The following is a 20,975-nucleotide window of genomic DNA, read 5'->3' as shown; positions in this document are numbered from 1 at the left end:
CGACTACTGGCTAACCGGGCAATGCAGGCGCGTAATCTCACCGCGCCGCCCCAGAGGAGAAATAAGTGTGACCGTGATGCTGACACATCCTGCGTGCGTTGTCTGCCCCCGACTGGCCTGCCAGCCAGCCGGGAGAACATTTGTTGAGAGCTGAGACTGATTCCAGGCATGATGCCAGAGCTGTCGATACTGGTTAAACAGGGTAAACCGAGCCGCCAACGCCCGATGATAGCCGGACAAAGCCGTCACGACGATCACCAGCAGCATCATCGCCAGCAGTACCTCAACCATGCTAAACCCTTTTTCTCTGTTCACGGCAGCTGGCATAACGCGCTCTCCTTAAGGGGACAAAAATCACTCCAGCCGTGAGGCGAAAAGCGAACGTTCCCGTCGACAATCTCTCCTGAGCGCCAGAGCAGCAGGTCGCTGTCTCCGGCAATCAGCAGCACACGCGCCCCACTCAGCTGGCGCAAACACGCTCGCCACGCAGGAGTCTTCTTGCACTGAACCTGTGGCTCTGACGACCAGCTCTGAACCCGTCCCCACTCAAGCGCGGACTGCACCGCCGCCTGCTGCTGAAGCGAACGGCTCTCACCGCCGACGAGCGCGCTAAACGTTGTGAGCTGCTGATTGAGACCGGTGAGGATCAGAGTACCGAGCACCAGTAAAAGCAGAACCATCGCCATCGAAGACATTCCGCGTTGACGATTCACAGGTTGTACCCCGTGACCGTATACAACGCCTGCAAGGGCTCCCCCTGCTCGCCTTTACGAATCGCCGCCAGTTCGATTTTCACCTCGGGCGCAAAACCGGCATGTTCCACTGTCCTCACCACAAAATGCGCGATAGTAAGCCTGTCCGGGTCCGTGAGCTTTTCCCATCCTTTTCCTTCACACGACGTCGCCCCCCGCTGGGTTTCCAGCGCGCCAGACTCCAGACGAAAACCGGTGCTGTCATTTTCTGATGCGCTGTTATCCCAGCTGCCGTTACTGTTGGCATCCCACCGCACAATGACGCAACTTCCAAGCCTCGCGGTCACCAGCGCCTGTCCCTGACAGTTTCCCGCGCAGTATCCCGCACGCTGGAGCTGTTTGCCCAGGGCGAACAGATGGTGCCAGACTTCTTCCTCCAGTTGTCTCTGGCCGGATTGCGCTAAGACCGCCCGCTGCAAGCCGGGTAAAAAACGCGATGCGCTTATCAGCAGGAGGCTGCTAATCGCCGTGGCAATCAGAACTTCGGTCAGTGAGAAACCTCGCTGCTTCATCGACATGAACCTCCCGCAGAGACCTTACACATCCTGATGCGTCCTCCATTTGAGACAATAATCAGCCATTCTCCTGCGCGGCTTTGAACGCATATCCGCCCAGCCCAAGCCGTATCCTTTAATCCATAGAACGCGAGCGACGGCGTTACCTCGCCGATCGCGACCTCAGGCCAGAGCGGAATCAGCACAAAGGGATTGCCCTTCTCACAGCCTTGCGCGGCAGAGCTCAGCAGACAATCCATGCCTCCCACCCGCTGATGGGTAATTTGATGGTCGCGGTTGTAGCGGTTGGCATGATTGCGTAGAAACAGCAGGTAATCTCGTACCTGACTGGCGGTTTGCCACAGCCGCTGCTGCCGCTGCCAGCTGTCCCAGCCGTACAGACCCGAGGCGCTGAGGATAACGACAAGCGAAATCGCGACCAGCGTTTCGATAAGCGTAAAACCGTTCTCTTTTTTCATATCGGGAGTGTGGCGAAGCGCGGTGAACATGACGAGCGACGGATCCTCGTTTTACGAGGCGTTATCCGGAGAATCAGGAGTGTTGCAGCGCGTTGCACGCTTTCTGGATAGCGCTTCGGGAAACGGGATAAAGGCGAAAAAAAACCGGCGCTAAAGAGCACCGGTTGTGTCACGCTTTATCGCATCAGATAGCGACGGGCGCTTTGATGCCCGGATGCGGGTCATAGCCCTCAATCTCGAAATCATCAAAGCGATAGTCGAAGATTGATGCCGGTTTGCGTTTGATAATCAGCTTCGGCAGCGCACGCGGTTCGCGGGTCAGCTGGAGATGCGTCTGTTCCATATGGTTGCTGTAAAGATGGGTGTCCCCACCGGTCCAGACAAAATCACCCACTTCCAGGTCGCACTGCTGCGCCATCATGTGGACCAATAGCGCATAGCTGGCAATGTTAAACGGCAGGCCGAGGAACACGTCACAGGAGCGCTGATAGAGCTGGCAGGAAAGCTTTCCATCCGCCACATAGAACTGGAAGAACGCGTGGCAAGGTGCCAGCGCCATTTTATCCAGCTCGCCGACGTTCCAGGCGGAAACGATGATTCGGCGCGAGTCCGGATCGTTTTTCAGCTGGTTCATCACGGTGGTGATCTGGTCAATATGGCGGCCATCAGGCGTTGGCCAGGCGCGCCACTGCTTGCCGTAAACCGGGCCCAGGTTGCCATTTTCATCTGCCCATTCGTCCCAGATTGAGACGTTATTTTCGTGCAGATACGCAACGTTGGTATCGCCTTGCAGGAACCAGAGCAGTTCATGAATGATCGAGCGCAGATGGCAGCGCTTTGTCGTCACCAGTGGGAAGCCTTCTTGCAGGTTGAAGCGCATCTGGTGGCCAAAAATAGAGAGCGTACCGGTGCCGGTGCGGTCGTTTTTCGGCGTGCCCTCGTCGAGCACTTTTTTCATCAATTCAAGATACTGTTTCATGGTTCCTCAGGAAATTTGTTGCTGTGGACGACGACGATACGCCCAAATCATCATAATGGCACCCGCGACAATCATCGGAATGGAGAGGATCTGCCCCATGCTGATGTACTGTACCCATTCGCCGGTAAACTGTGCGTCTGGCTGACGGAAGAACTCGACGATAATACGGAATGCGCCGTAGCCAATCAGGAACAGGCCGGAGACAGCGCCCATCGGACGCGGTTTGCGGATAAACAGGTTGAGGATGATAAACAGCACCACGCCTTCCAGCGCCAGTTCGTACAGCTGAGACATATGGCGCGGCAGAACGCCGTAGGTATCGAAAATGGACTGCCACTCCGGGTGTGATGGCAGTAGCGCGATATCTTCTGCGCGGGAGCCCGGGAAGAGCATCGTGTACGGCACGCTCGGGTCGACGCGGCCCCACAGCTCACCGTTGATAAAGTTACCCAGACGGCCAGCGCCGAGACCAAACGGGATCAGCGGTGCGATAAAATCTGCAACCTGGAAGAAATTGCGTTTGGTGCGTTTGGCAAAAATCACCATCACCAGGATCACCCCAATCAGGCCGCCGTGGAAGGACATGCCGCCGTCCCACACGCGGAACAGATAGAGCGGATCGTTCAGGAATACCGGGAAGTTATAGAACAGCACGTACCCAATACGGCCACCGAGGAACACGCCGAGGAAGCCCGCATAGAGCAGGTTTTCAACTTCGTTTTTCGTCCAGCCGCTGCCCGGACGACTGGCGCGACGGCCAGCGAGCCACATGGCAAAAATGAAGCCCACCAGGTACATCAGACCGTACCAGTGAAGCGAAACAGGTCCTACTGAGAAAATGACCGGATCAAATTCCGGAAAATGCAGATAACCACTGTTCATCTGTCACCACAAGATGTTGTTATTCCGCTGAAAGTGGACAGCGGTAGAAATGCGATTCTGCCGTAAGCAGAGGCTCCAAAGTTGCGAATCATAGCACAAGGCGGGCGCGGAGGATGCGCCAGAGATGTAAAAGATGTGTATAGGGTTTTATGCGCGCTGGAGCCCTCTCCCGGAGGGAGAGGCAGAAAGATGATTAGCGGCCGCCGCGGATCAGGCCGCCCATACCGCGCCGTTCCATAAACGCGGCGACCTGATGACGAACCTCAGCGGCCAGCTGCGCGTCAAGGCTGCGTTCAGCCAGCTCGCGGGCATCGTTGATGTCGATATGCCGCAGCAGGTACTTCACGCGGGCGACAGCGCGACCGTTCATCGACAGATGGCGGTATCCCAGACCAATCAGGATCGCAACGCACATTGAATCCCCGGCCATTTCACCGCACAGGCGTAAATCAATGCCGTACTGTTCCGCTTCACGGGCAATCATCGCTAACGCGCGAATGATCGCCGGATGCAGGCTGTCGTAGATACTGGCGACGCGGGTATTGTTACGGTCGACGGCCAGAATATATTGCGTCAGGTCGTTCGTGCCGACAGAGATAAAATCAACACGGTTTGCCAGCTGCGGCAGCATAAAGACCATAGACGGCACTTCAAGCATCACCCCGATCCGCGGTTTAGGGATCGCATAGCCGATCATCTCTTCCACTTCACGGCCTGCGCGCTCGATCAGTCGCCGGGACTCGTCGATCTCATCAATGCTGGTGACCATCGGGAGTAAGATACTGAGATTGCCCGTCGCCGCGTTGGCGCGCAGCATTGCACGCACCTGGATCAGGAAGATCTCCGGCTGATCGAGCGTAATGCGGATCCCACGCCAGCCCAGGCAAGGGTTTTCTTCGCTGATCGGCATATAGGGCAGCTGTTTATCCGCGCCGACATCGAGGGTTCGCAGGGTGACAGGTTTGTCGTTAAACATCTGCAGCATCCCCTGATACTGCGCCACCTGCTCCTCTTCGGAGGGGAAACCGCTCTGCAGCATGAACGGGATTTCAGTACGGTACAGGCCAATACCGTCGATGCGGCTGCCAAGCTTTTCTTCATGCTCAGGGCTTAAACCGGCGTTGAGCATGACTTTGATCCGCTCTCCGCTCTTAAGCTGTGCGGGCAGGTTAACGTCATCCTCCGCCAGCTTGCTTAATTCATTCTCTTCGCTGATAAGGCGCTGGTATTCCTGGAGCAGAACCGGCTCAGGATCGACCAGCAGCTCACCGCGATAGCCGTCCACTACCAGCGTACGGCGGTGCAGTACCGACGGCTGGATATCCGCGCCCATAACGGTTGGAATACCCAGCGCGCGCACCATAATGGCGGCATGCGAGTTGGCTGCGCCATCGCGCACCACCACACCGGCCAGCCTGTCCTGAGGCAGTTCAGCCAGCGTCGTTGCCGAGAGCTCATCGGCGACCAGAACAAACCGTTTTGGCCAGGCATTCGGCCCCTGAATGGTGTCATCAAGATGGAACAGCAGACGCTGTCCCAGGGCGCGGAGATCGCCAGCCCGTTCTTTCAGGTAACCGTCAGTCAATGCCGCAAATTGGTCGGCAAATTTTTCGATGACCTTCTTAACCGCCCACTCTGCGACCGAGCCTTTATCCACTTCCGCAAACAGCTCACGACGCAGACGCGCGTCGGAGAGCAGGTGCGAATAGAGGTCGAAGATGGCCGCCGTCTCTTTTTGTGCACCTGCGGCAAAGCGCTTGCTGTAACGACGAAATTCATTCGCCGCCTCTTCCAGCGCGGCGGTAAGACGCTCGCGCTCAAGCGCTTCATCTAGCGTTGAGGCTTCGTAAACCTGCTCCATCAGCGGCAGCGTGGCGTCCATCCAGCCTTCCGCAATCGCTACGCCTGGTGATGCCGGAAGGGCACGAATGCGCGTATGGCGATACTGACCAAAGAGCGCGGCAAGCTGGGACTGGGAGAGGATCGCCGCCATCTGCGTGGCCAGCGTGACGAGGAAAGACTCTTCGCTTTCATCGTACTGACGTAGCTCGCGCTGCTGGACGACCAGCACGCCGAGCAGCTGGCGACGCTGGATAATCGGCACGCCAAGGAAAGCGCGGAAGCGCTCTTCTTTTACGGAAGGGATGTATTTAAAGCTGGGGTGTTTTTGCGCGTCAGCAAGGTTGATGGGTTCAGCCAGCCGCCCAACCAGGCCCACGATACCTTCATCAAATGCGAGCGTGACGGTGCGTCCACGTGGTTTTTTCAAACCACGGGTCGCCATCAGGTAATAGCAGCGCCGATCGTGGTCGGCCAGATACACCGAACAGACTTCGGTCTCCATCGCAAGACAGATGTCAGTGACCAGAATATTCAGCGCCTCGTTCAGACGCGGAGCACTGGCCACCTTCTCGACTATTTCTCGCAAGCGGGTGAGCATGATTTGCGTAGCTTAACCTCTTTTACGTCGCCAGGCAGGTGCGCTCTGCGGCTTAGGCGGGATCTCCTGAAGCTGCATTACCACACTTGCAAACTCTTTCATCACCCTACGGTAAACATCGCGTTTAAATGACACGACCTGACGAACAGGATACCAATAGCTCACCCAGCGCCAGCCATCGAACTCCGGCGTACTGCTGGTTTGCATATTGATGTCTGAATCGTTGCCCACCAACTGCAACAGAAACCACTTCTGTTTCTGGCCGATACAAACCGGCTTTGTGTCCCAACGCACCAAACGTTTCGGTAACTTGTAACGCAACCAGTTGCGGGTCGAAGCCAGGATGCGAACATCTTTTCGGCTTAAACCGACCTCTTCAAAAAGCTCCCGGTACATCGCTTGTTCTGGGGACTCTCCCGGATTGATCCCGCCTTGCGGGAACTGCCAGGAGTGCTGACCATATCGCCGGGCCCACATTACCTGGCCCTGACGATTACAAATTACTATTCCTACGTTCGGGCGGTAGCCATCGTCATCAATCACCGGACTACCCCAAACTAAACCTTATATATGAATGATTGTTTCACACTACAGGGAGGCGGTAAACCACTCTCTTACAGGGCTGCAACCTAATAACATTTGAATAACTCACAAATAAGTGCTGAGTTATAAACAGATGAGAGGTGGTGAAGGGAATTTTATTCACCTTTTCTGTGGATATAGTTGTGAAGAAGTGTCTGATTACCGATGAACAACCTCAAACGATGCAGTCTCCCCTTTTTCACCTTAATTAGATAATGCAATTATTTTCAAATAGTTAAATGTATTTCCATGAGCACAAAACAGAATATCGTGACGATCGTCACATCAGGGATCGTCATGCTGATGAAAGATCGAACAGCGTCGGTTTTATCCACAGATTGTGCCAATAAGTTAGTCACAATTTGTTTGAAAATTCGATTTTCATCGCACGTCAAGGCTGTAAATTGAAACAGTAGTCAGGGTTATGCCCAGTTATCCCATTTTTCTGTGGATAACATGGTGTAAGATCCTGTTCATTGTCAGTGACCAGATTTGAACAACCGGTTTTCTGAGTCTGGCAAAACGATTTCAAACCAATAAAAAAACCTATAAATCATACACATGGAATATTGGTACAGAAATAGTTAAACTCTATCCACAGGGGACAATTTCTTAGTTTATTTTTTAATCAAAAGGTTACCTTCATGCATCCGCTTACACCCTTGCTCTCACCGCCATCCAGCGAAGGTCAGTTGCTACAGCAGGCACGGCGTCTTGCAGGCTTTTCGCTTGGCGAGCTGGCGGCAATGGCAGGGCTTCAGATCCCGAAGGATCTGAAACGGGATAAAGGCTGGATCGGCATGCTGCTTGAGCTGTGGCTGGGTGCCAGCGCAGGAAGCAAACCCGAGCAGGATTTTGCAGCGCTTGGCGTGGAGTTAAAAACCATCCCTATAGACAGCCAGGGCAAGCCCCTTGAGACCACCTTCGTCTGCGTTGCGCCATTAACCGGCAACACCGGCGTAACGTGGGAAACCAGCCACGTTCGCCACAAGCTGAAGCGCGTGTTGTGGGTACCGGTCGAAGGTGAACGTCAGATCCCCCTGGCTGACCGTCGCGTTGGCGCGCCGCTGCTCTGGAGCCCGAACGACGATGAGGAGCAACAGCTGCGTCTGGACTGGGAGGAGCTGATGGACATGATTGTGCTTGGGCAGGTAGAGCGCATCACCGCCCGACACGGAGAAGTTTTACAATTGCGCCCGAAAGCGGCCAACAGCAAAGCGCTTACCGAGGCAATCGGCGCGAAGGGTGAGCCGATACTGACGTTACCGCGCGGTTTTTATCTCAAAAAGAATTTCACCGGCGCACTCCTTGCCCGTCATTTCCTGTTAAAAACATAGTTTTTTACTTATTTTGCGAGCTCTCAAACATAATCGACTGCTTTTTAAGATTTTACCGCTTCCTCAAGTCGCCATATCGGGTTAATACTAGATTATGATTTGATACGCGCCAGATGAGGACGATAACGATGAAAAAATGGGCAGTGTTAGTTTCAGCAGTCGGTTTAGCGTTTGCCGTATCGGGCTGTAGCAGCGATTACGTCATGGCGACAAAAGATGGTCGAATGATCCTGACCGACGGCAAACCCGAAGTCGACGATGATACCGGTCTGGTCAGCTACCGCGACCAGGAAGGCAATAAAATGCAGATCAATCGCGACGAAGTATCGCAAATTATCGAGCGATAAACAGATAAAGGTCAGTAGCTTGCTGGCCTTTTTGATTTTTTTCTTCCCCTTTTGCTTCCCCTCTGCCATGTTTATATTCCTTTGTCGGGCACGCCCTGACGCGGTCTATAAGTCTACTGAGGAAGCCGGCTATGCATTATCACCGTATCCCCCACAGCGCTCTGGAAATAAGCCAACTGGGGTTGGGCACGATGACATTTGGTGAACAAAACAGCGAAGCCGATGCCCATGCACAACTCGATTACGCCGTCAGCCAGGGGATTAACCTGATTGATGTCGCGGAGATGTACCCTGTTCCGCCACGTCCTGAAACGCAGGGACTTACCGAAACCTACGTCGGTAACTGGCTGGCAAAACGCGGCAACCGCGAAAAGCTGGTGATTGCCTCAAAAGTCAGTGGCCCCGCGCGCAACAACGATACCGGGATCCGCCCGAATCAGATCCTCGATCGCAAGAATATCCGCGCCGCACTGGACGCCAGCCTGAAGCGCCTGCAAACCGACTACCTCGACCTGTATCAGGTGCACTGGCCGCAGCGTCCAACCAACTGCTTTGGTAAGCTCGGCTACAGCTGGAATGAGAGCGCCCCCGCCGTAACGCTGCTGGAAACGCTGGAAGCGCTGACCGAGTGCCAGCGCGCGGGAAAAATCCGCTACATTGGCGTCTCTAACGAAACGGCCTTTGGCGTAATGCGCTATCTGCACCTGGCAGATAAACACGATCTGCCGCGTATCGTCACCATCCAGAACCCGTACAGCCTTCTTAACCGTAGCTATGAGGTGGGTCTGGCCGAAGTGACGCAATATGAAGAAGTGGAACTGCTCGCCTATTCTTGTCTCGGCTTTGGCACGCTGACGGGGAAATACCTGAACGGCGCGAAACCGGCCGGGGCGAGAAATACCCTCTTTAGCCGCTTTACCCGCTACAGCGGCGAGCAGACACAGAAAGCCGTTGCAGCCTATGTGGATATCGCAAAGCGTCACGGTCTTGACCCTGCACAGATGGCGCTGGCCTTCGTGCGTCGTCAGCCGTTTGTTGCCAGCACCCTGCTGGGCGCGACCACAATGGAACAGTTGAAAACCAATATTGAGAGTTTCCATCTGAACCTGAGTGAAGAGGTGTTAGCGGAGATTGAAGCGGTGCATCAGGTTTATACGTATCCTGCGCCGTAATAAAAGCAAAACGGCAACGCACGTTGCCGTTTTTAGGGTTTGCTCCCTCTCCCTGTGGGAGAGGGCCGGGGTGAGGGCATCAGGCCGCACTTATCAGCGCCGACGTTGCCAGATCCACAATCCCGCAATCGCCAGCGCAAACAGCCCGCCAAACCCGACGCCGATCCCCACCACCGGCACACCGACTTTTACCGCCAGCGAGTAGAGCCCCAGCATTAGCAGCATCGCCAGGTTTTCACCCAGGTTTTGTACCGCGATGGCGTTCCCCGCCCCGACGGTCTGCTTGCCACGTTCCTGCAGCAACGCGTTCAGCGGCACCACGAAGAAACCGCCCAGAATACCAATCAGGATGAGGAGGACATACGCAGGCAATAATGCATGTTGCAGCGAGAAAATAAGTACCACGACGCCAATCAGGATCCCTGCGGGCATGCAGCGTGCTACCGTCTCGAGCGTCACCAGCTTCGCCGCCGCACCTGCCCCCACCACAATGCCGATGGCCACCATCGCGTTAAGATAGGTCGGCGTCGCGTTGTCGGTAATTCCCAGCGCCACCGGCACCCACAGCACCAGCAGGAAGCGCAGCGTGACGCCCGCACCCCAGAACATACTTGTTCCCATCAGGGAGAAACGCGTTTCTCCGTTACGCCACAGCACGCGACAGGCGGTAAAGAAACTGCCGGTCATTGGTTTAAAGCGCCAGGATTGCCCCGGGCGAGCCACAGGCAATTTGGGAATAAACAGGTTCGCCACAACCGCCCCGCCATACACCACCGCGCAGATGCCCAGTGCCGCCAGGACATGCCAGTCGGCCAGTACGCCGCCCGCGACGGATCCGAGCAGGATTGCGGCAATGGTTGACGACTCCATCAGGCCGTTGGCTTTCACCAGCTTATCGCCCGTGGTCAGTTCTCCGAGAATGCCATACTTCGCCGGGGAGTAGGCGGCAGCGCCAATGCCCACCAGCGTGTAACCAATAAACGGATTGAAGCCAAAGCAAATGCTGGCGGCACCCAGCAGCTTGAGGCCGTTGGCAAACATCATCACCCGGCCTTTCGGGAAACTGTCCGCCACCTGCCCGACGAACGGAGCAAAGATAATGTAAGCGCCCACAAACACCATCTGCAGGATCGGCTGGCTCCAGTCGGGGTAAAACTCGGCCTTCAGCAGCGCCAGCGTGGCAAACAGCAGCGCGTTATCACCGAACGCAGAGAGAAACTGTGCGGCGATAACGGCCATCATGCCTTTCGACCTGAGCGATGTGTTAGTGTGTACTGACTCACGCATTTTGCTGTTCCGCCTCTTCAACCATGCCTTTCAGGGTCACGAAATCGGGCTTCCCGCTACCCAGCACCGGGAGCTGCTTCAGGTAGCGAATATCGCGCGGCACCGCCAGTTCAGGAATACCGTGTTCACGCGCATAGCTTAGTAACCTGTCGCGCTTAAGCTCAGCGTCGGTCGTAAACAGCACCAGCGCCTCGCCTTTGCTGGCATCGCTCTTCACTACCGTCGCATGCATCTTATCCGCGGAGACGGCCGTCGCCAGTTGCTCAACCATTTCCAGCGAGACCATTTCACCGGCGATTTTGGCGAAGCGCTTCGCGCGTCCCTGAATCTGTACAAAGCCTTGTTCATCAAAACGGACAATATCACCGGTGTCGTACCAGCCGGTTTCAACCTCGCCGTTGACGTTTTCAGCCGTCGGCACCTCAAGCACGCCTGGGTTTTCCACGCGCAGATAACCGTTCATCACGTTTGGCCCTTTCAGCTGCAGACGGCCACCGTCTTCAATGCCCGGCACGGCCAGCAGACGCGCGTCCATCCCCGGCAGAATTCGGCCCACCGTACCCGGCTTCGCCGCCATCGGAACGTTAATCGAGACCACTGGAGCACACTCGGTAACGCCATAGCCTTCGAGAATGCGCAGGCCAAACTTGTCCTGCCAGATCTGACGCGTGCTCTCCTGCAGTTTTTCCGCACCGGCCACCACATACCGCACGCGATAGAAGTCATACGGATTGGCGAAGCGCGCGTAGTTGCCGAGGAAGGTTGAAGTGCCGAACAGGACGGTGCAGTTACGGTCATACACCAGCTCCGGCACAATGCGATAATGCAGCGGACTTGGGTAGAGGAACACTTCTGCGCCGGTCAGCAGCGGCGTAAACAGCCCCACCGTCAGGCCAAAGGAGTGGAACAGCGGCAGCGCCGACATAAAACGGTCATTCGCGGTAAAGTCGGCAATGCTTTTGATCTGCTCAACGTTCGCCAGAATGCTCTTGTGGCTGTGGACAACGCCTTTCGGGTTGCCCTCCGAACCCGACGTGAAGAGGATAATCGCGTCATCTTCCGGCTGCTGTTTGACCTGCGCCAGACGCGGCATCATCAGGTGAGCAAAAATCCACAGCTTGTCGCCGGTGGTTACGTCCGCTTTCAGATCCTCCAGGAAGACCCAGCGCACCTGGGTGAGCTGCTCCGGAAGATGCCAGAGCTTGCCTTTGTCCAGGAACTGACGAGAGGTAAAGACGGTATTAATCTGGGCAGCGGTGATGGCGCTGGTCAGTCCTTTCACCCCCGCCGTGTAGTTCATCATTGCCGGGATGCGCCCCCGGGAAACCGCACCAAAAATCACCGCCGCGCTGATGCCCGCGTTAGGCAGCATCAGGCCAATCTTTTCGCCCTTCTTGCTGTACTTCTCCAGAATACGGCCCACAAACAGGGTCTTGGTCAGCAGCTTGCGATAGGTATCCGGGGTAAAGTTGATGTCTTCGATGCAGTTTTTCTTCGCGCCATAGCGGTGCTGCGCGGAAAGCAGGGACTCGTACAGCGTTTCGCGCGGGCGCACGGCCATGCGCGCTTCCATCATAATCTGGTGCAGCATTTCCCCGGCGATTTTACGGCGATCGCGGGCACGCGGCGCGTCCGGCATCGGTAACGACGTGGGCGGCAGAATATGCAGCGTGATTTTTGGGAACAGACGCTGCTTCACCAGCCCCTTCAGGCGGCTGAAATGGGTCAGTTCTGCGCCTTCAATGCGCAGCGGCACCACGGTCGCTTTTGATTTCGCGGCAACAAACCCCGCCCCGTCGTAGATTTTCATCAGCGAACCGGTCACTGAAATACGCCCTTCCGGGAAAATAACCACCGGACGCCCCTGCTCAACCAGACGCACCAGATGCTTAATCATCATCGGCTTTGTCGGGTCGAGCGGCACAAAATCAATCAGCGGCGTGAGCCAGCGCATGTACCACTGCTGGCTGATAGAGGTATAGACCGCAAACACCGGGCGCACGGGTAAAAATAGCGCCAGCAGAATGCCGTCTATAAAGGAAACATGATTTGGTGTGATAAGAACGCGTTCACCGCGAAGCGCCTGGGCATCGCCAGTGACGCGGATGCGAAAAAGAATACGGAACAGTGTACGGAAGAACCCAAATAGCATCTCAACTCCCTTTGCCAGCCAGTGTGGAGGGTTGATAGTAAATGGTGGCAGATTACACGAGAAGTGATACGGGAGCGACAGCAAAAGTGGAGGCGAAAAAAAACCTGCGCATCCGCGCAGGTTGGTGCAAGAGATGAGTACGAAACCGTACTAAGAATTCTCACCAATCAATACCTCTGGGATCTTGATTGTGGCCGTTCGTCCTGCGCTTCGCCAGCAGGAAAACGCAAGGGAATGAGCCTAAGTGCAACCAGGTGTGAATATTCTCTGTTGCTGTTACAGATTGAACTATCAGGCAAAAAAAACCTGCGTAAAAACGCAGGTTGGTGTAAAGCGTGTTAATCAACCGGAGTTGATTCCACCTATCAATACCTCTGGGACTTTGACTGTATCAACCTCTTTGACCACCTCGCCATCGGCCAATCGCAACAGCCTGACGCAAAGTGTAACCAAAGGTTCAGATTGACATTCTTCAGACATGAATGCGCGTGTAACGATTACACTACCAGGGTTGTCCTGCGTCACGTTTGTGGAGCGCGGAAATCCGCTCCCCTTGAATGCGCGCCGCTTTTCCGCAACACTATTTGGTGTGTAAACGCTTACCCCCAATAAGAAGGTAATGAATGGCGACAATAAAGGATGTGGCCCGTCTGGCAGGTGTGTCGGTGGCAACCGTCTCTCGTGTGATTAACGACTCCCCAAAAGCCAGTGACGCATCGCGCCAGGCGGTACAAACCGCCATGGAATCCCTGAATTATCATCCCAATGCTAATGCCCGCGCGCTCGCCCAGCAGTCCACAGAAACCATTGGGCTGGTAGTGGGTGATGTTTCCGACCCCTTTTTCGGCGCCATGGTGAAAGCGGTTGAACAGGTCTCTTATCAGACAGGCAATTTTTTGCTGATCGGCAACGGCTATCATAATGAGCAAAAAGAACGCCAGGCCATCGAGCAGCTGATCCGCCACCGCTGCGCGGCGCTGGTGGTTCACGCCAAAATGATCCCTGATGCCGAACTGATTCACCTGATGAAGCAGATGCCCGGAATGGTGATAATCAACCGCATTATTCCCGGGTTTGAAAAACGCTGTGTGGCCCTCGACGACCGCTACGGTGCCTGGCTTGCGACCCGTCATCTGATTCAACAGGGCCATACCCGGATTGGCTATCTCTGTTCCAATCACCCGATTTCTGATGCGGAAGACCGCCTGCAGGGCTACTACGACGCTCTGCGCGAAAACGGCCTGCCGTGTAATGACCGTCTGGTGGCCTACGGTGAACCGGATGAGAGCGGCGGTGAACAGGCCATGACCGAGCTGCTGGGTCGCGGACGAAATTTCACGGCGGTTGCCAGCTATAACGACTCGATGGCCGCAGGGGCAATGGGGGTGCTGAATGACAACGGGATTGAGGTACCGGCAGAAATTTCGCTGATTGGATTCGATGACGTGCTGGTCTCTCGCTACGTGCGCCCGCGTCTGACCACCGTACGCTACCCGATAATCACCATGGCAACGCAGGCCGCCGAGCTGGCGCTAGCGCTGGCTGAACAGCGCCAGCCGCCGGATATTACGCATCTGTTTAGCCCGACGCTGGTTCGCCGTCACTCCGTTGCTTCACCTGCGGAAGCGCAGAGCGAATAGCGATAGAGGTGAACCCGCGTGTTGGGGTATTCCAGCCCATCACCGATATACTGCCAGCCGTAACGTTCGTAGAAGTCGCGGCAGGCAGACCAGAGGTGCAGTTCTTCATATCCCGCCTGCGCGGCCCAGGTAATAACGTGCTGCTGTAGCTTTCCTGCCAGTCCCTTGCCTCGCGCCGCGTCGTCAACGTAGAGCGCCGCCAGCCACGGAAAGAGATCCTGACGGGTGATCAAATCGCAGCGCCATAGCCCTACCGTACCAACAAGCTGTTCGTCTTCTACGGCGATAAAGGTCAGCGGTAATGCTCCCGGCGTCTGGCTGTGCTCAACAATGCTGTGGAAAAATTCCCGAGAAAGCCCTTCGCCAAAGGCCTGCCAGAGCCAGTCGGTGACCTGCTCCGCATAGTGCGGTGCCTGGTAAAGCGGGAGGATGGCTATGTTTTTCACGTTTCACCTGCGTTTTCTCATGTATTTGCTGGCCTGTCGCCCCAGTTCGGTTCGGCGATTATTTTACCAGAGTCAGACTATTTAGTTTTACTTCACGCAGGCCAGACGAATCGTGACCAAAAAGCGTGATCGTGGCAGAAGTTTTGCGCTTCCCGCATCGCTTATACGCCGTGAGGTCTGTGTTAAACTGCAAATCATTACGTGGAAGCAGGAATGTAGAATGGCAACAATGCTGGATGTCTCACTGCGTGCGGGCGTGTCGAAGGCTACCGTCTCGCGCGTGCTGAACGGCACAGGTCAGGTTAAAGAGAGTACGCGTCAGCAGGTCTTTGCTGCGATGGAAGAGCTGGGATATCGCCCGAACTTTCTCGCGCGTTCGCTGGCTAACCAGACCAGCAACAGCATTGGCCTGGTCGTCTCGACCTTCGACGGCTTTTACTTTGGTCGTCTTCTCCAGCAGGCGTCGCGGCAGACGGAAACTCACGGGAAACAGCTGATCGTCACCGACGGTCACGACGCGCCGGAACAGGAAGAACAGGCGGTGCAGATGCTGGCCGATCGCCAGTGCGATGCCATCGTGCTTTACACGCGCTACATGAGCGAAAAAGCGATCGTCAAACTGATGAACACCGTGAAAACGCCGCTGGTGGTCATTAACCGTGAAGTGAGCCAGGCGCCGGATCGCTGCGTGTTTTTCGAACAGCAGGATGCCGCATTTAAGGCCGTGGATTACCTGATCGCCCAGGGCCATCGGGAGATCGCCTGTATCACCGTTCCGATCCATACCCCAACCGGGAAAGCGCGGCTGATGGGCTACCGTAAAGCGCTGGAAAAGCACGGCATTCGTCTGGACGAGCGTCGGATAAAGTACGGCGATGCGGGAATGACGCGGGGATACGAGCTGTGCAAGGAGTTGATTGCCGACGGTGTGCCGTTTAGCGCCCTGTTTGCCTGTAACGACGATATGGCCCTGGGGGCGTCCAAAGCGTTACACCAGGCGGGGCTTAAAATTCCGCAGGATATTTCACTGTTCGGCTTTGACGATGCCCCAAGCGCGAAATGGCTGGAGCCTGCGCTCTCATCGGTTTATCTGCCCATCGACAATATGATTGTCACGGCCATCGATCAGGCAATCCGGCTGGCAAAAAACCAGCCGGTCGATGCTATCCCGCCGTTTACCGGCACGCTGGTGTTACGCGATTCGGTTACAACGGGGCCGTACTTTCATCAGATGAGTTCTAAAGCCAGCAGTTCCTGAATGGTCTGGCGACGACGGATCAGCCGAGCTTTGCCGTTATCAAACAGCACTTCCGGCAGCAGCGGGCGGCTGTTGTAGTTAGATGACATCGACGCCCCGTAGGCACCGGTATCATGCAGCACAAGATAATCACCCGGTTTTACCTCTGGCAGCGCGCGAGTCTCCACTTTGCCACCTTCCTGCTGGGTAAACACGTCACCCGATTCGCACAGCGGGCCCGCAACGACCGTCTCAACGCGCGGCGCCTGCGTTAAATCACGGCCGTCGGCAGCCAGGGCGGTAATGTGGTGATAGCTGCCGTACATGGACGGACGCATCAGATCGTTAAAGCCTGCGTCAATCAAGACGAAGTGGCGAGACCCCATCTCTTTGACGCTGCGCACCTGCGAAACCAGCACGCCGGCTTCCGCCACCAGGAAACGACCCGGCTCAATTTCCAGCTTCACCGCGTGACCAAGATGCGCGGCGATTTGGTCACGCGCGGCGCTCCACAGACCGTAATAGTGATCGGTATCGATCGCCTCTTCGCCTTCGCGATAAGGAATGGAGAGGCCGCCACCGGCTGAGATCGCCTCCAGATCCTGACCGAAGTCGACAACCTGGCGCACCATCGCGCCGCACACCTGCTCCAGGTGGCCGTAATCGACGCCAGAGCCAATGTGCATATGAATCCCCACCAGCTTCAGGCCATAGCGCTGTAATACCTCCAGCGCGGCAGGCATATCGGCATACCAGATCCCGTGCTTGCTGTTTTCGCCGCCGGTATTAGTTTTTTGGCTGTGACCATGACCAAAGCCCGGATTCACGCGTAGCCAGACGCGATGGCCGGGAGAAACCTTACCCAGCTGCTCCAGCATATCCACAGAACCGGCATTCACCGGGATCTGCAGTTCGTGGACGCGCGCAAGCGTCGCATCGTCGATCACGTCGGCGGTAAAGACGATCGCGTCGCCGTCGGCTTTCGGATCGAATCCGGCCACCAGCGCGCGCTCGATTTCGCCAAGCGAAACGGAGTCGACCTTCACGCCCTGCTCACGCATCAGGCGCAGAATATGAATATTGGAGCATGCCTTCTGGGCAAAACGCACCACGTCAAACTGATGCAGGGCGGCGATCTTCTCGCGAACGATCTGCGCGTCGTAGACCCACACCGGGCAGCCAAACTCGGCAGGCAGGCGCAGCAGGTTGTCGGCGTTCAAATCGGTATCAGTCTGGTTCAGCGGGCGTGGCATGGTCTTCTCCGGGTAAATGCGTTTTGATGATTACGCCACAGCGCAAAGAGAATAAAAAATATCGTTTTATCGCGAGTCTATGCAAAAATGATATGGACAGTTATCTGCTTTCAGGTGCCCTATGCCCGCCGTCAATTTACGCCACATCGAGATTTTTCACGCCGTGATGACTACCGGCAATCTCACCGAAGCCGCACAGATGCTGCATACCTCACAGCCGACGGTGAGCCGCGAGCTGGCCCGCTTCGAGAAAGTGCTGGGGCTGAAGCTGTTCGAGCGTACCCGGGGCAGGCTTCACCCTACGGTGCAGGGGTTACGCCTGTTCGAGGAAGTTCAGCGCTCCTGGTACGGACTGGACAGAATAGTGAGTGCTGCGGAAAGCCTGCGCGAGTTTCGCCAGGGCGAGCTGTCGATCGTCTGTCTGCCCGTCTTTTCGCAATCGTTTTTGCCGATGCTGCTGCAGCCCTTTCTGGCCCGATACCCGGAGGTCAGCCTCACCATCGTGCCTCAGGAATCCCCTCTGCTTGAAGAGTGGCTTTCGGCCCAGCGCCATGATTTAGGCCTGACCGAAACCCTTTCCACGCCAGCGGGAACGGCACGCACGGAGCTGATCTCGTTAGATGAAGTGTGCGTTCTGCCCGCCGGACATCGGCTTGCCGGTAAGGCAGTGCTCACGCCGGAGGATTTCCACGGGGAAAACTACATTAGCCTTTCGCAGACAGACAGCTACAGACAGCTGCTGGATACGCTGTTTGCCGAGCATCAGGTCAAACGGCGAATGGTGGTGGAAACGCACAGTGCGGCTTCGATTTGCGCGATGGTGCGTGCGGGCGTCGGCGTCGCGGTGGTGAATCCGCTCACGGCGCTGGACTATGCCGGAAGCGGGATCGTCATCCGCCGCTTTAGCGTCTCCGTCCCGTTCACCGTGAGTCTGATCCGCCCGCTGCACCGTCCGGCTTCCGCGCTGGTGGACGCTTTCACCGAACACTTAATGGAGCACGCGCGTCAGGTGGCGCTTCGTTTACCTGACCTGCAAAACCCCTTATGACAGCATAAACGCCACGGCATCTGCCGCGTGAATGGCGGTGGTATCAAATACCGGGACGGGGCTTCGATCGGCCGGCACCAGCAGGCCGATCTCGGTGCAGCCGAAGATCACCCCTTCTGCCCCCTGCTGCGCCAGCTTTTCAATCACGCTGACGTAATACGCCCGGGAAGATTCGCTGAAGGTGCCAAGGCAGAGCTCGTCAAAGATAATCTGATTGATGCGCGCCCGATCGTCTTCATCCGGGATAAGGCTCTCGATCCCAAATTCACTGTGCAAACGCCCGCGATAAAAATCCTGTTCCATGGTGTAGCGTGTGCCCAAAAGCGCTACGCGGCGCATACCGGATGCGGCAATCGCACGACCGGTCGCGTCCGCGATATGCAGAAACGGCAGCGAGCAGCGGTCCTCAATATGCGACGCCACTTTGTGCATGGTATTGGTACAAAGCACAATACCCTCGGCGCCGGCACGCTCCAGTCCCAGCGCCGCCTGGGCCAGGATTTCCCCGGCTTTATCCCACTCACCGCTCGACTGGCAGGCTTCGATTTCATGGAAATCAACGCTGTGCAGCAGCAGGCTGGCGGAGTGCAGACCGCCCAGACGCTGCTTTACCCCTTCATTAATCAGGCGGTAATAAGGGATTGTCGATTCCCAGCTCATTCCACCTAACAGGCCGATCGTTTTCATCATCCCTCCTTTTCTTTGTTTCTTTTTTAACACAACCGAAGTACATAAAAAAAGGCGCTGTATTAAGCGCCTTTTAAAACAAATATTGGTTAGCTCCTGCATACGTTGGGATACGTAAACATGCAAAACAATCACACGCCGATGTTTCGCAGTTTCTCTCCTGCCATCAGCTTGCGCTCGATATGTTCCAGCGTCACGCCTTTGGTTTCCGGGATCAGCCAGAACGTAACGCCAATAAACGCCACGTTCAGCACCGTATAGAGCCAGAAGGTTCCCGCTGCACCAATCGCGTCCAGCAGCGTCAGGAACGTCGCGCCGATGATCATGTTCGACACCCAGTTGGTGGTCGTGGAACAGGTGATGCCAAAGTCACGGCATTTGAGCGGCTGAATTTCGGAGCACAGGATCCACACCACCGGCGCGGCGCTCATCGCGTAACCTGCGATACACATCATGGTCATACCGACAGAAAGCCAGGAAAGCCCGCTTGAGGCCGTGCCGTTATCAAACTGCATCAGGCAGTAGCCCAGAATCAGCGTACCGAGCGCCATCACGCTGAAGCCAATTTTCAGCGCCGGTTTACGCCCGGCTTTGTCCACGGTGAATACCGCAATAAAGGTGGCGAACATGAAGGTCAGCCCGACCACCAGGGTTGCAATCATCTGCTGTTCCGTGGTGGTGAATCCGGCCATTTTGAAAATGCGCGGCGCGTAATACATGATGATGTTCATGCCGGTGAACTGCTGCATTGCCTGCAGCAACATGCCGAGGAAGACCGCGCGGCGCACGTTGCGGTTGATCTTAAACAGCGCCCAGCCGCCCTGCTTTAGCTTCAGGCTTTCGCGGATTTCATTCAGCTCTTCGCGCGCTTTTTCCGAGGTATCGCGCAGCATGCGCAGAACCTCTTCTGCCTCCACGTGACGCCCTTTTTGCGCCAGCCAGCGCGGGCTGTTTGGCAGGAAAATCACCAGGACGATCAGCACCAGCGCCGGTAAGGCCAGCACGCCCAGCATCGCGCGCCAGTTGCCGCTGTAGCTGAAGTAGGTGTCAGACAGGAACGCCAGCACAATACCCAGCGTGACCATCAGCTGATACATGCTGATCATCTTGCCGCGCACGTTTTCGCTTGCCATTTCGGAGAGATAAAGCGGCGCGGTGTAGGAGGCAATCCCCACCGCCACGCCCAGCAGCACGCGGGAGAGCAGGAGGATTTCAACATTTGCGGCAAACGCCGAGCCAATGGAGCCGGCAACGAACAGAATCGCCCCGACCATCAGGCTGTATTTGCGCCCCAGGCGGAACGACAGCCAGCCGTTGAACAGCGCGCCGATGGCCGCGCCGAGCATCATGCTGCTCACCACCCACTCCTGCAGGCGACTGCTGAGGGTAAAGTGATCGGTAATAAACGGTAGTGCGCCGGCAATGACGCCGATATCCAGTCCAAATAACAGGCCCGCCACGGCGGCGGCAATGGAGACAAACTGGTTCATGCGGCGAGTATCACGCAGCGCAGCGGGCATTAGGGTAGAGTCATTTATCGATGTCATATTTTTCCTGCCTCAACAGCAAAATTCGTTAACTGAAATTACGAGAAAGCGAGGAAAAGTGTCAGGCAGGAAATCGCGAAGTTATGGATTATTCCGCTACGGCATACGGTTCTGTGATGGACATTACAATTTCAACTGGTGGCGAATAATCACGTATTTTTACTAATCAGTTAATATTTAAGCAATAAAAGTGTGATTGCCGTCATTTTCGATT

The 20,975-nt window shown here is 56.0% G+C and carries 20 protein-coding genes; 6 read left to right on the top strand and 14 right to left on the bottom strand.

Annotated elements, in window-relative coordinates; genetic code table 11:
* Positions 1-3: 3 nt before the first annotated feature.
* From QMN93_RS22015 to rppH, 8 genes are all read right to left on the bottom strand, one after another.
* The gene (locus tag QMN93_RS22015; protein ID WP_023309042.1) at positions 4-327 is read right to left on the bottom strand and encodes a prepilin-type N-terminal cleavage/methylation domain-containing protein; all 324 of its coding nucleotides are present in this window, start codon (positions 325-327) and stop codon (positions 4-6) included.
* Positions 312-713 (bottom strand): DUF2509 family protein, encoded by a 402-nt coding sequence (locus tag QMN93_RS22010; RefSeq protein ID WP_182382646.1) that lies wholly within the window; start codon positions 711-713, stop codon positions 312-314. The genes QMN93_RS22015 and QMN93_RS22010 overlap by 16 nt, the downstream gene beginning before the upstream one ends.
* On the bottom strand, positions 710-1,270 hold the full coding sequence (locus tag QMN93_RS22005) for a prepilin peptidase-dependent protein (RefSeq protein ID WP_182382647.1): 561 nt from the start codon (positions 1,268-1,270) through the stop codon (positions 710-712). Before QMN93_RS22005 ends, QMN93_RS22010 begins: the two co-directional genes overlap by 4 nt.
* Entirely contained in the window at positions 1,261-1,725 is a 465-nt protein-coding gene (locus QMN93_RS22000) for a prepilin peptidase-dependent protein (RefSeq protein WP_182383921.1), read from the bottom strand. Before QMN93_RS22000 ends, QMN93_RS22005 begins: the two co-directional genes overlap by 10 nt.
* A 184-nt stretch (positions 1,726-1,909) precedes the next feature.
* Positions 1,910-2,704 (bottom strand): thymidylate synthase, encoded by a 795-nt coding sequence (gene thyA / locus QMN93_RS21995; RefSeq protein ID WP_014885081.1) that lies wholly within the window; start codon positions 2,702-2,704, stop codon positions 1,910-1,912.
* A 6-nt stretch (positions 2,705-2,710) separates the two neighbouring features.
* Positions 2,711-3,586, bottom strand: a complete 876-nt coding sequence (lgt, locus tag QMN93_RS21990; RefSeq protein WP_048979864.1) for a prolipoprotein diacylglyceryl transferase — start codon at positions 3,584-3,586, stop codon at positions 2,711-2,713.
* 193 nt (positions 3,587-3,779) lie between these two features.
* On the bottom strand, positions 3,780-6,026 hold the full coding sequence (gene ptsP / locus QMN93_RS21985) for a phosphoenolpyruvate--protein phosphotransferase (protein WP_023309047.1): 2,247 nt from the start codon (positions 6,024-6,026) through the stop codon (positions 3,780-3,782).
* Between the two features lie 12 nt (positions 6,027-6,038).
* On the bottom strand, positions 6,039-6,569 hold the full coding sequence (rppH, locus tag QMN93_RS21980) for an RNA pyrophosphohydrolase (RefSeq protein WP_013098553.1): 531 nt from the start codon (positions 6,567-6,569) through the stop codon (positions 6,039-6,041).
* Positions 6,570-7,252: 683 nt separating this feature from the next.
* On the opposite strand from rppH, the gene mutH reads away from it, so the two are divergent.
* The 3 genes from mutH to QMN93_RS21965 all read left to right on the top strand — a co-directional run bounded on the left by mutH (position 7,253) and on the right by QMN93_RS21965 (position 9,464).
* Positions 7,253-7,945: a DNA mismatch repair endonuclease MutH gene (gene mutH / locus QMN93_RS21975; RefSeq protein ID WP_033146444.1), complete on the top strand. Its 693-nt coding sequence runs from the start codon at positions 7,253-7,255 to the stop codon at positions 7,943-7,945.
* A 128-nt stretch (positions 7,946-8,073) separates the two neighbouring features.
* Entirely contained in the window at positions 8,074-8,292 is a 219-nt protein-coding gene (locus QMN93_RS21970; RefSeq protein ID WP_008499668.1) for a YgdI/YgdR family lipoprotein, read from the top strand.
* Positions 8,293-8,423: 131 nt separating this feature from the next.
* Positions 8,424-9,464, top strand: a complete 1,041-nt coding sequence (locus QMN93_RS21965; RefSeq protein WP_023309049.1) for an NADP(H)-dependent aldo-keto reductase — start codon at positions 8,424-8,426, stop codon at positions 9,462-9,464.
* A 93-nt stretch (positions 9,465-9,557) separates the two neighbouring features.
* Here QMN93_RS21965 and lplT read toward each other — a convergent pair whose 3' ends face one another.
* Both lplT and aas read right to left on the bottom strand, forming a co-directional pair.
* A complete protein-coding gene (gene lplT, locus QMN93_RS21960) occupies positions 9,558-10,751 on the bottom strand; it encodes a lysophospholipid transporter LplT (protein WP_047060028.1) in 1,194 nt (397 codons plus the stop codon).
* Positions 10,744-12,903 carry a bifunctional acyl-ACP--phospholipid O-acyltransferase/long-chain-fatty-acid--ACP ligase gene (aas, locus tag QMN93_RS21955; RefSeq protein WP_048979860.1) on the bottom strand — a complete coding sequence of 720 codons (2,160 nt, stop codon included), beginning with the start codon at positions 12,901-12,903 and terminating at the stop codon, positions 10,744-10,746. The genes lplT and aas overlap by 8 nt, the downstream gene beginning before the upstream one ends.
* A gap of 623 nt (positions 12,904-13,526) precedes the next feature.
* Here aas and galR point away from each other — a divergent pair.
* Positions 13,527-14,543, top strand: a complete 1,017-nt coding sequence (galR, locus tag QMN93_RS21950; protein WP_023309052.1) for an HTH-type transcriptional regulator GalR — start codon at positions 13,527-13,529, stop codon at positions 14,541-14,543.
* Here galR and QMN93_RS21945 read toward each other — a convergent pair.
* Positions 14,504-14,980 (bottom strand): GNAT family N-acetyltransferase, encoded by a 477-nt coding sequence (locus QMN93_RS21945; protein ID WP_069303922.1) that lies wholly within the window; start codon positions 14,978-14,980, stop codon positions 14,504-14,506. The genes galR and QMN93_RS21945 overlap by 40 nt on opposite strands.
* A gap of 229 nt (positions 14,981-15,209) precedes the next feature.
* Between QMN93_RS21945 and QMN93_RS21940 the strand changes: the two genes are divergently transcribed.
* Complete coding sequence (locus tag QMN93_RS21940; protein ID WP_033146449.1) at positions 15,210-16,247, top strand: LacI family DNA-binding transcriptional regulator; 1,038 nt, start codon at positions 15,210-15,212, stop codon at positions 16,245-16,247.
* Here the strand turns inward: QMN93_RS21940 and lysA are convergent.
* The gene (gene lysA, locus QMN93_RS21935) at positions 16,217-17,479 is read right to left on the bottom strand and encodes a diaminopimelate decarboxylase (protein WP_182382648.1); all 1,263 of its coding nucleotides are present in this window, start codon (positions 17,477-17,479) and stop codon (positions 16,217-16,219) included. The two genes, QMN93_RS21940 and lysA, sit on opposite strands and share 31 nt — an antisense overlap.
* 121 nt (positions 17,480-17,600) lie before the next feature.
* Between lysA and QMN93_RS21930 the strand changes: the two genes are divergently transcribed.
* Complete coding sequence (locus QMN93_RS21930) at positions 17,601-18,527, top strand: LysR family transcriptional regulator (protein WP_033146451.1); 927 nt, start codon at positions 17,601-17,603, stop codon at positions 18,525-18,527.
* Here QMN93_RS21930 and QMN93_RS21925 read toward each other — a convergent pair.
* Together QMN93_RS21925 and QMN93_RS21920 are read right to left on the bottom strand one after the other, a co-directional pair.
* Positions 18,522-19,214, bottom strand: coding sequence for an aspartate/glutamate racemase (locus QMN93_RS21925; protein WP_096150338.1), 693 nt, complete (start codon positions 19,212-19,214; stop codon positions 18,522-18,524). The genes QMN93_RS21930 and QMN93_RS21925 overlap by 6 nt on opposite strands.
* Before the next feature lie 131 nt (positions 19,215-19,345).
* The gene (locus QMN93_RS21920) at positions 19,346-20,761 is read right to left on the bottom strand and encodes a sugar porter family MFS transporter (protein WP_032660200.1); all 1,416 of its coding nucleotides are present in this window, start codon (positions 20,759-20,761) and stop codon (positions 19,346-19,348) included.
* Between the last annotated feature and the right edge of the window lie 214 nt (positions 20,762-20,975).

The sequence above is a fragment of the Enterobacter sp. R-1.6.2 genome, assembly GCF_035064085.1.
In the GTDB taxonomy this organism is placed as follows: Bacteria; Pseudomonadota; Gammaproteobacteria; order Enterobacterales; family Enterobacteriaceae; genus Enterobacter; species Enterobacter asburiae_B.
Note: the sequence above shows the minus strand (reverse complement) of the source record. Positions and strands in the feature narration are given on the sequence as shown.

Excerpts from the sequence above, each read along its gene's own strand:
- mutH (WP_033146444.1), top strand. The coding sequence starts at position 7,253 with ATGCATCCGCTTACACCCTTGCTCTCACCGCCATCCAGCGAAGGTCAG.
- QMN93_RS21920 (WP_032660200.1), bottom strand. The coding sequence starts at position 20,761 with ATGACATCGATAAATGACTCTACCCTAATGCCCGCTGCGCTGCGTGAT.
- QMN93_RS21965 (WP_023309049.1), top strand. The coding sequence starts at position 8,424 with ATGCATTATCACCGTATCCCCCACAGCGCTCTGGAAATAAGCCAACTG.
- lgt (WP_048979864.1), bottom strand. The coding sequence starts at position 3,586 with ATGAACAGTGGTTATCTGCATTTTCCGGAATTTGATCCGGTCATTTTC.
- QMN93_RS22000 (WP_182383921.1), bottom strand. The coding sequence starts at position 1,725 with ATGAAAAAAGAGAACGGTTTTACGCTTATCGAAACGCTGGTCGCGATT.
- QMN93_RS22005 (WP_182382647.1), bottom strand. The coding sequence starts at position 1,270 with ATGTCGATGAAGCAGCGAGGTTTCTCACTGACCGAAGTTCTGATTGCC.
- QMN93_RS21925 (WP_096150338.1), bottom strand. The coding sequence starts at position 19,214 with ATGAAAACGATCGGCCTGTTAGGTGGAATGAGCTGGGAATCGACAATC.
- thyA (WP_014885081.1), bottom strand. The coding sequence starts at position 2,704 with ATGAAACAGTATCTTGAATTGATGAAAAAAGTGCTCGACGAGGGCACG.
- QMN93_RS22015 (WP_023309042.1), bottom strand. The coding sequence starts at position 327 with ATGCCAGCTGCCGTGAACAGAGAAAAAGGGTTTAGCATGGTTGAGGTA.
- lplT (WP_047060028.1), bottom strand. The coding sequence starts at position 10,751 with ATGCGTGAGTCAGTACACACTAACACATCGCTCAGGTCGAAAGGCATG.
- QMN93_RS21930 (WP_033146451.1), top strand. The coding sequence starts at position 17,601 with ATGCCCGCCGTCAATTTACGCCACATCGAGATTTTTCACGCCGTGATG.
- ptsP (WP_023309047.1), bottom strand. The coding sequence starts at position 6,026 with ATGCTCACCCGCTTGCGAGAAATAGTCGAGAAGGTGGCCAGTGCTCCG.
- lysA (WP_182382648.1), bottom strand. The coding sequence starts at position 17,479 with ATGCCACGCCCGCTGAACCAGACTGATACCGATTTGAACGCCGACAAC.
- QMN93_RS21970 (WP_008499668.1), top strand. The coding sequence starts at position 8,074 with ATGAAAAAATGGGCAGTGTTAGTTTCAGCAGTCGGTTTAGCGTTTGCC.
- QMN93_RS21940 (WP_033146449.1), top strand. The coding sequence starts at position 15,210 with ATGGCAACAATGCTGGATGTCTCACTGCGTGCGGGCGTGTCGAAGGCT.
- galR (WP_023309052.1), top strand. The coding sequence starts at position 13,527 with ATGGCGACAATAAAGGATGTGGCCCGTCTGGCAGGTGTGTCGGTGGCA.
- aas (WP_048979860.1), bottom strand. The coding sequence starts at position 12,903 with ATGCTATTTGGGTTCTTCCGTACACTGTTCCGTATTCTTTTTCGCATC.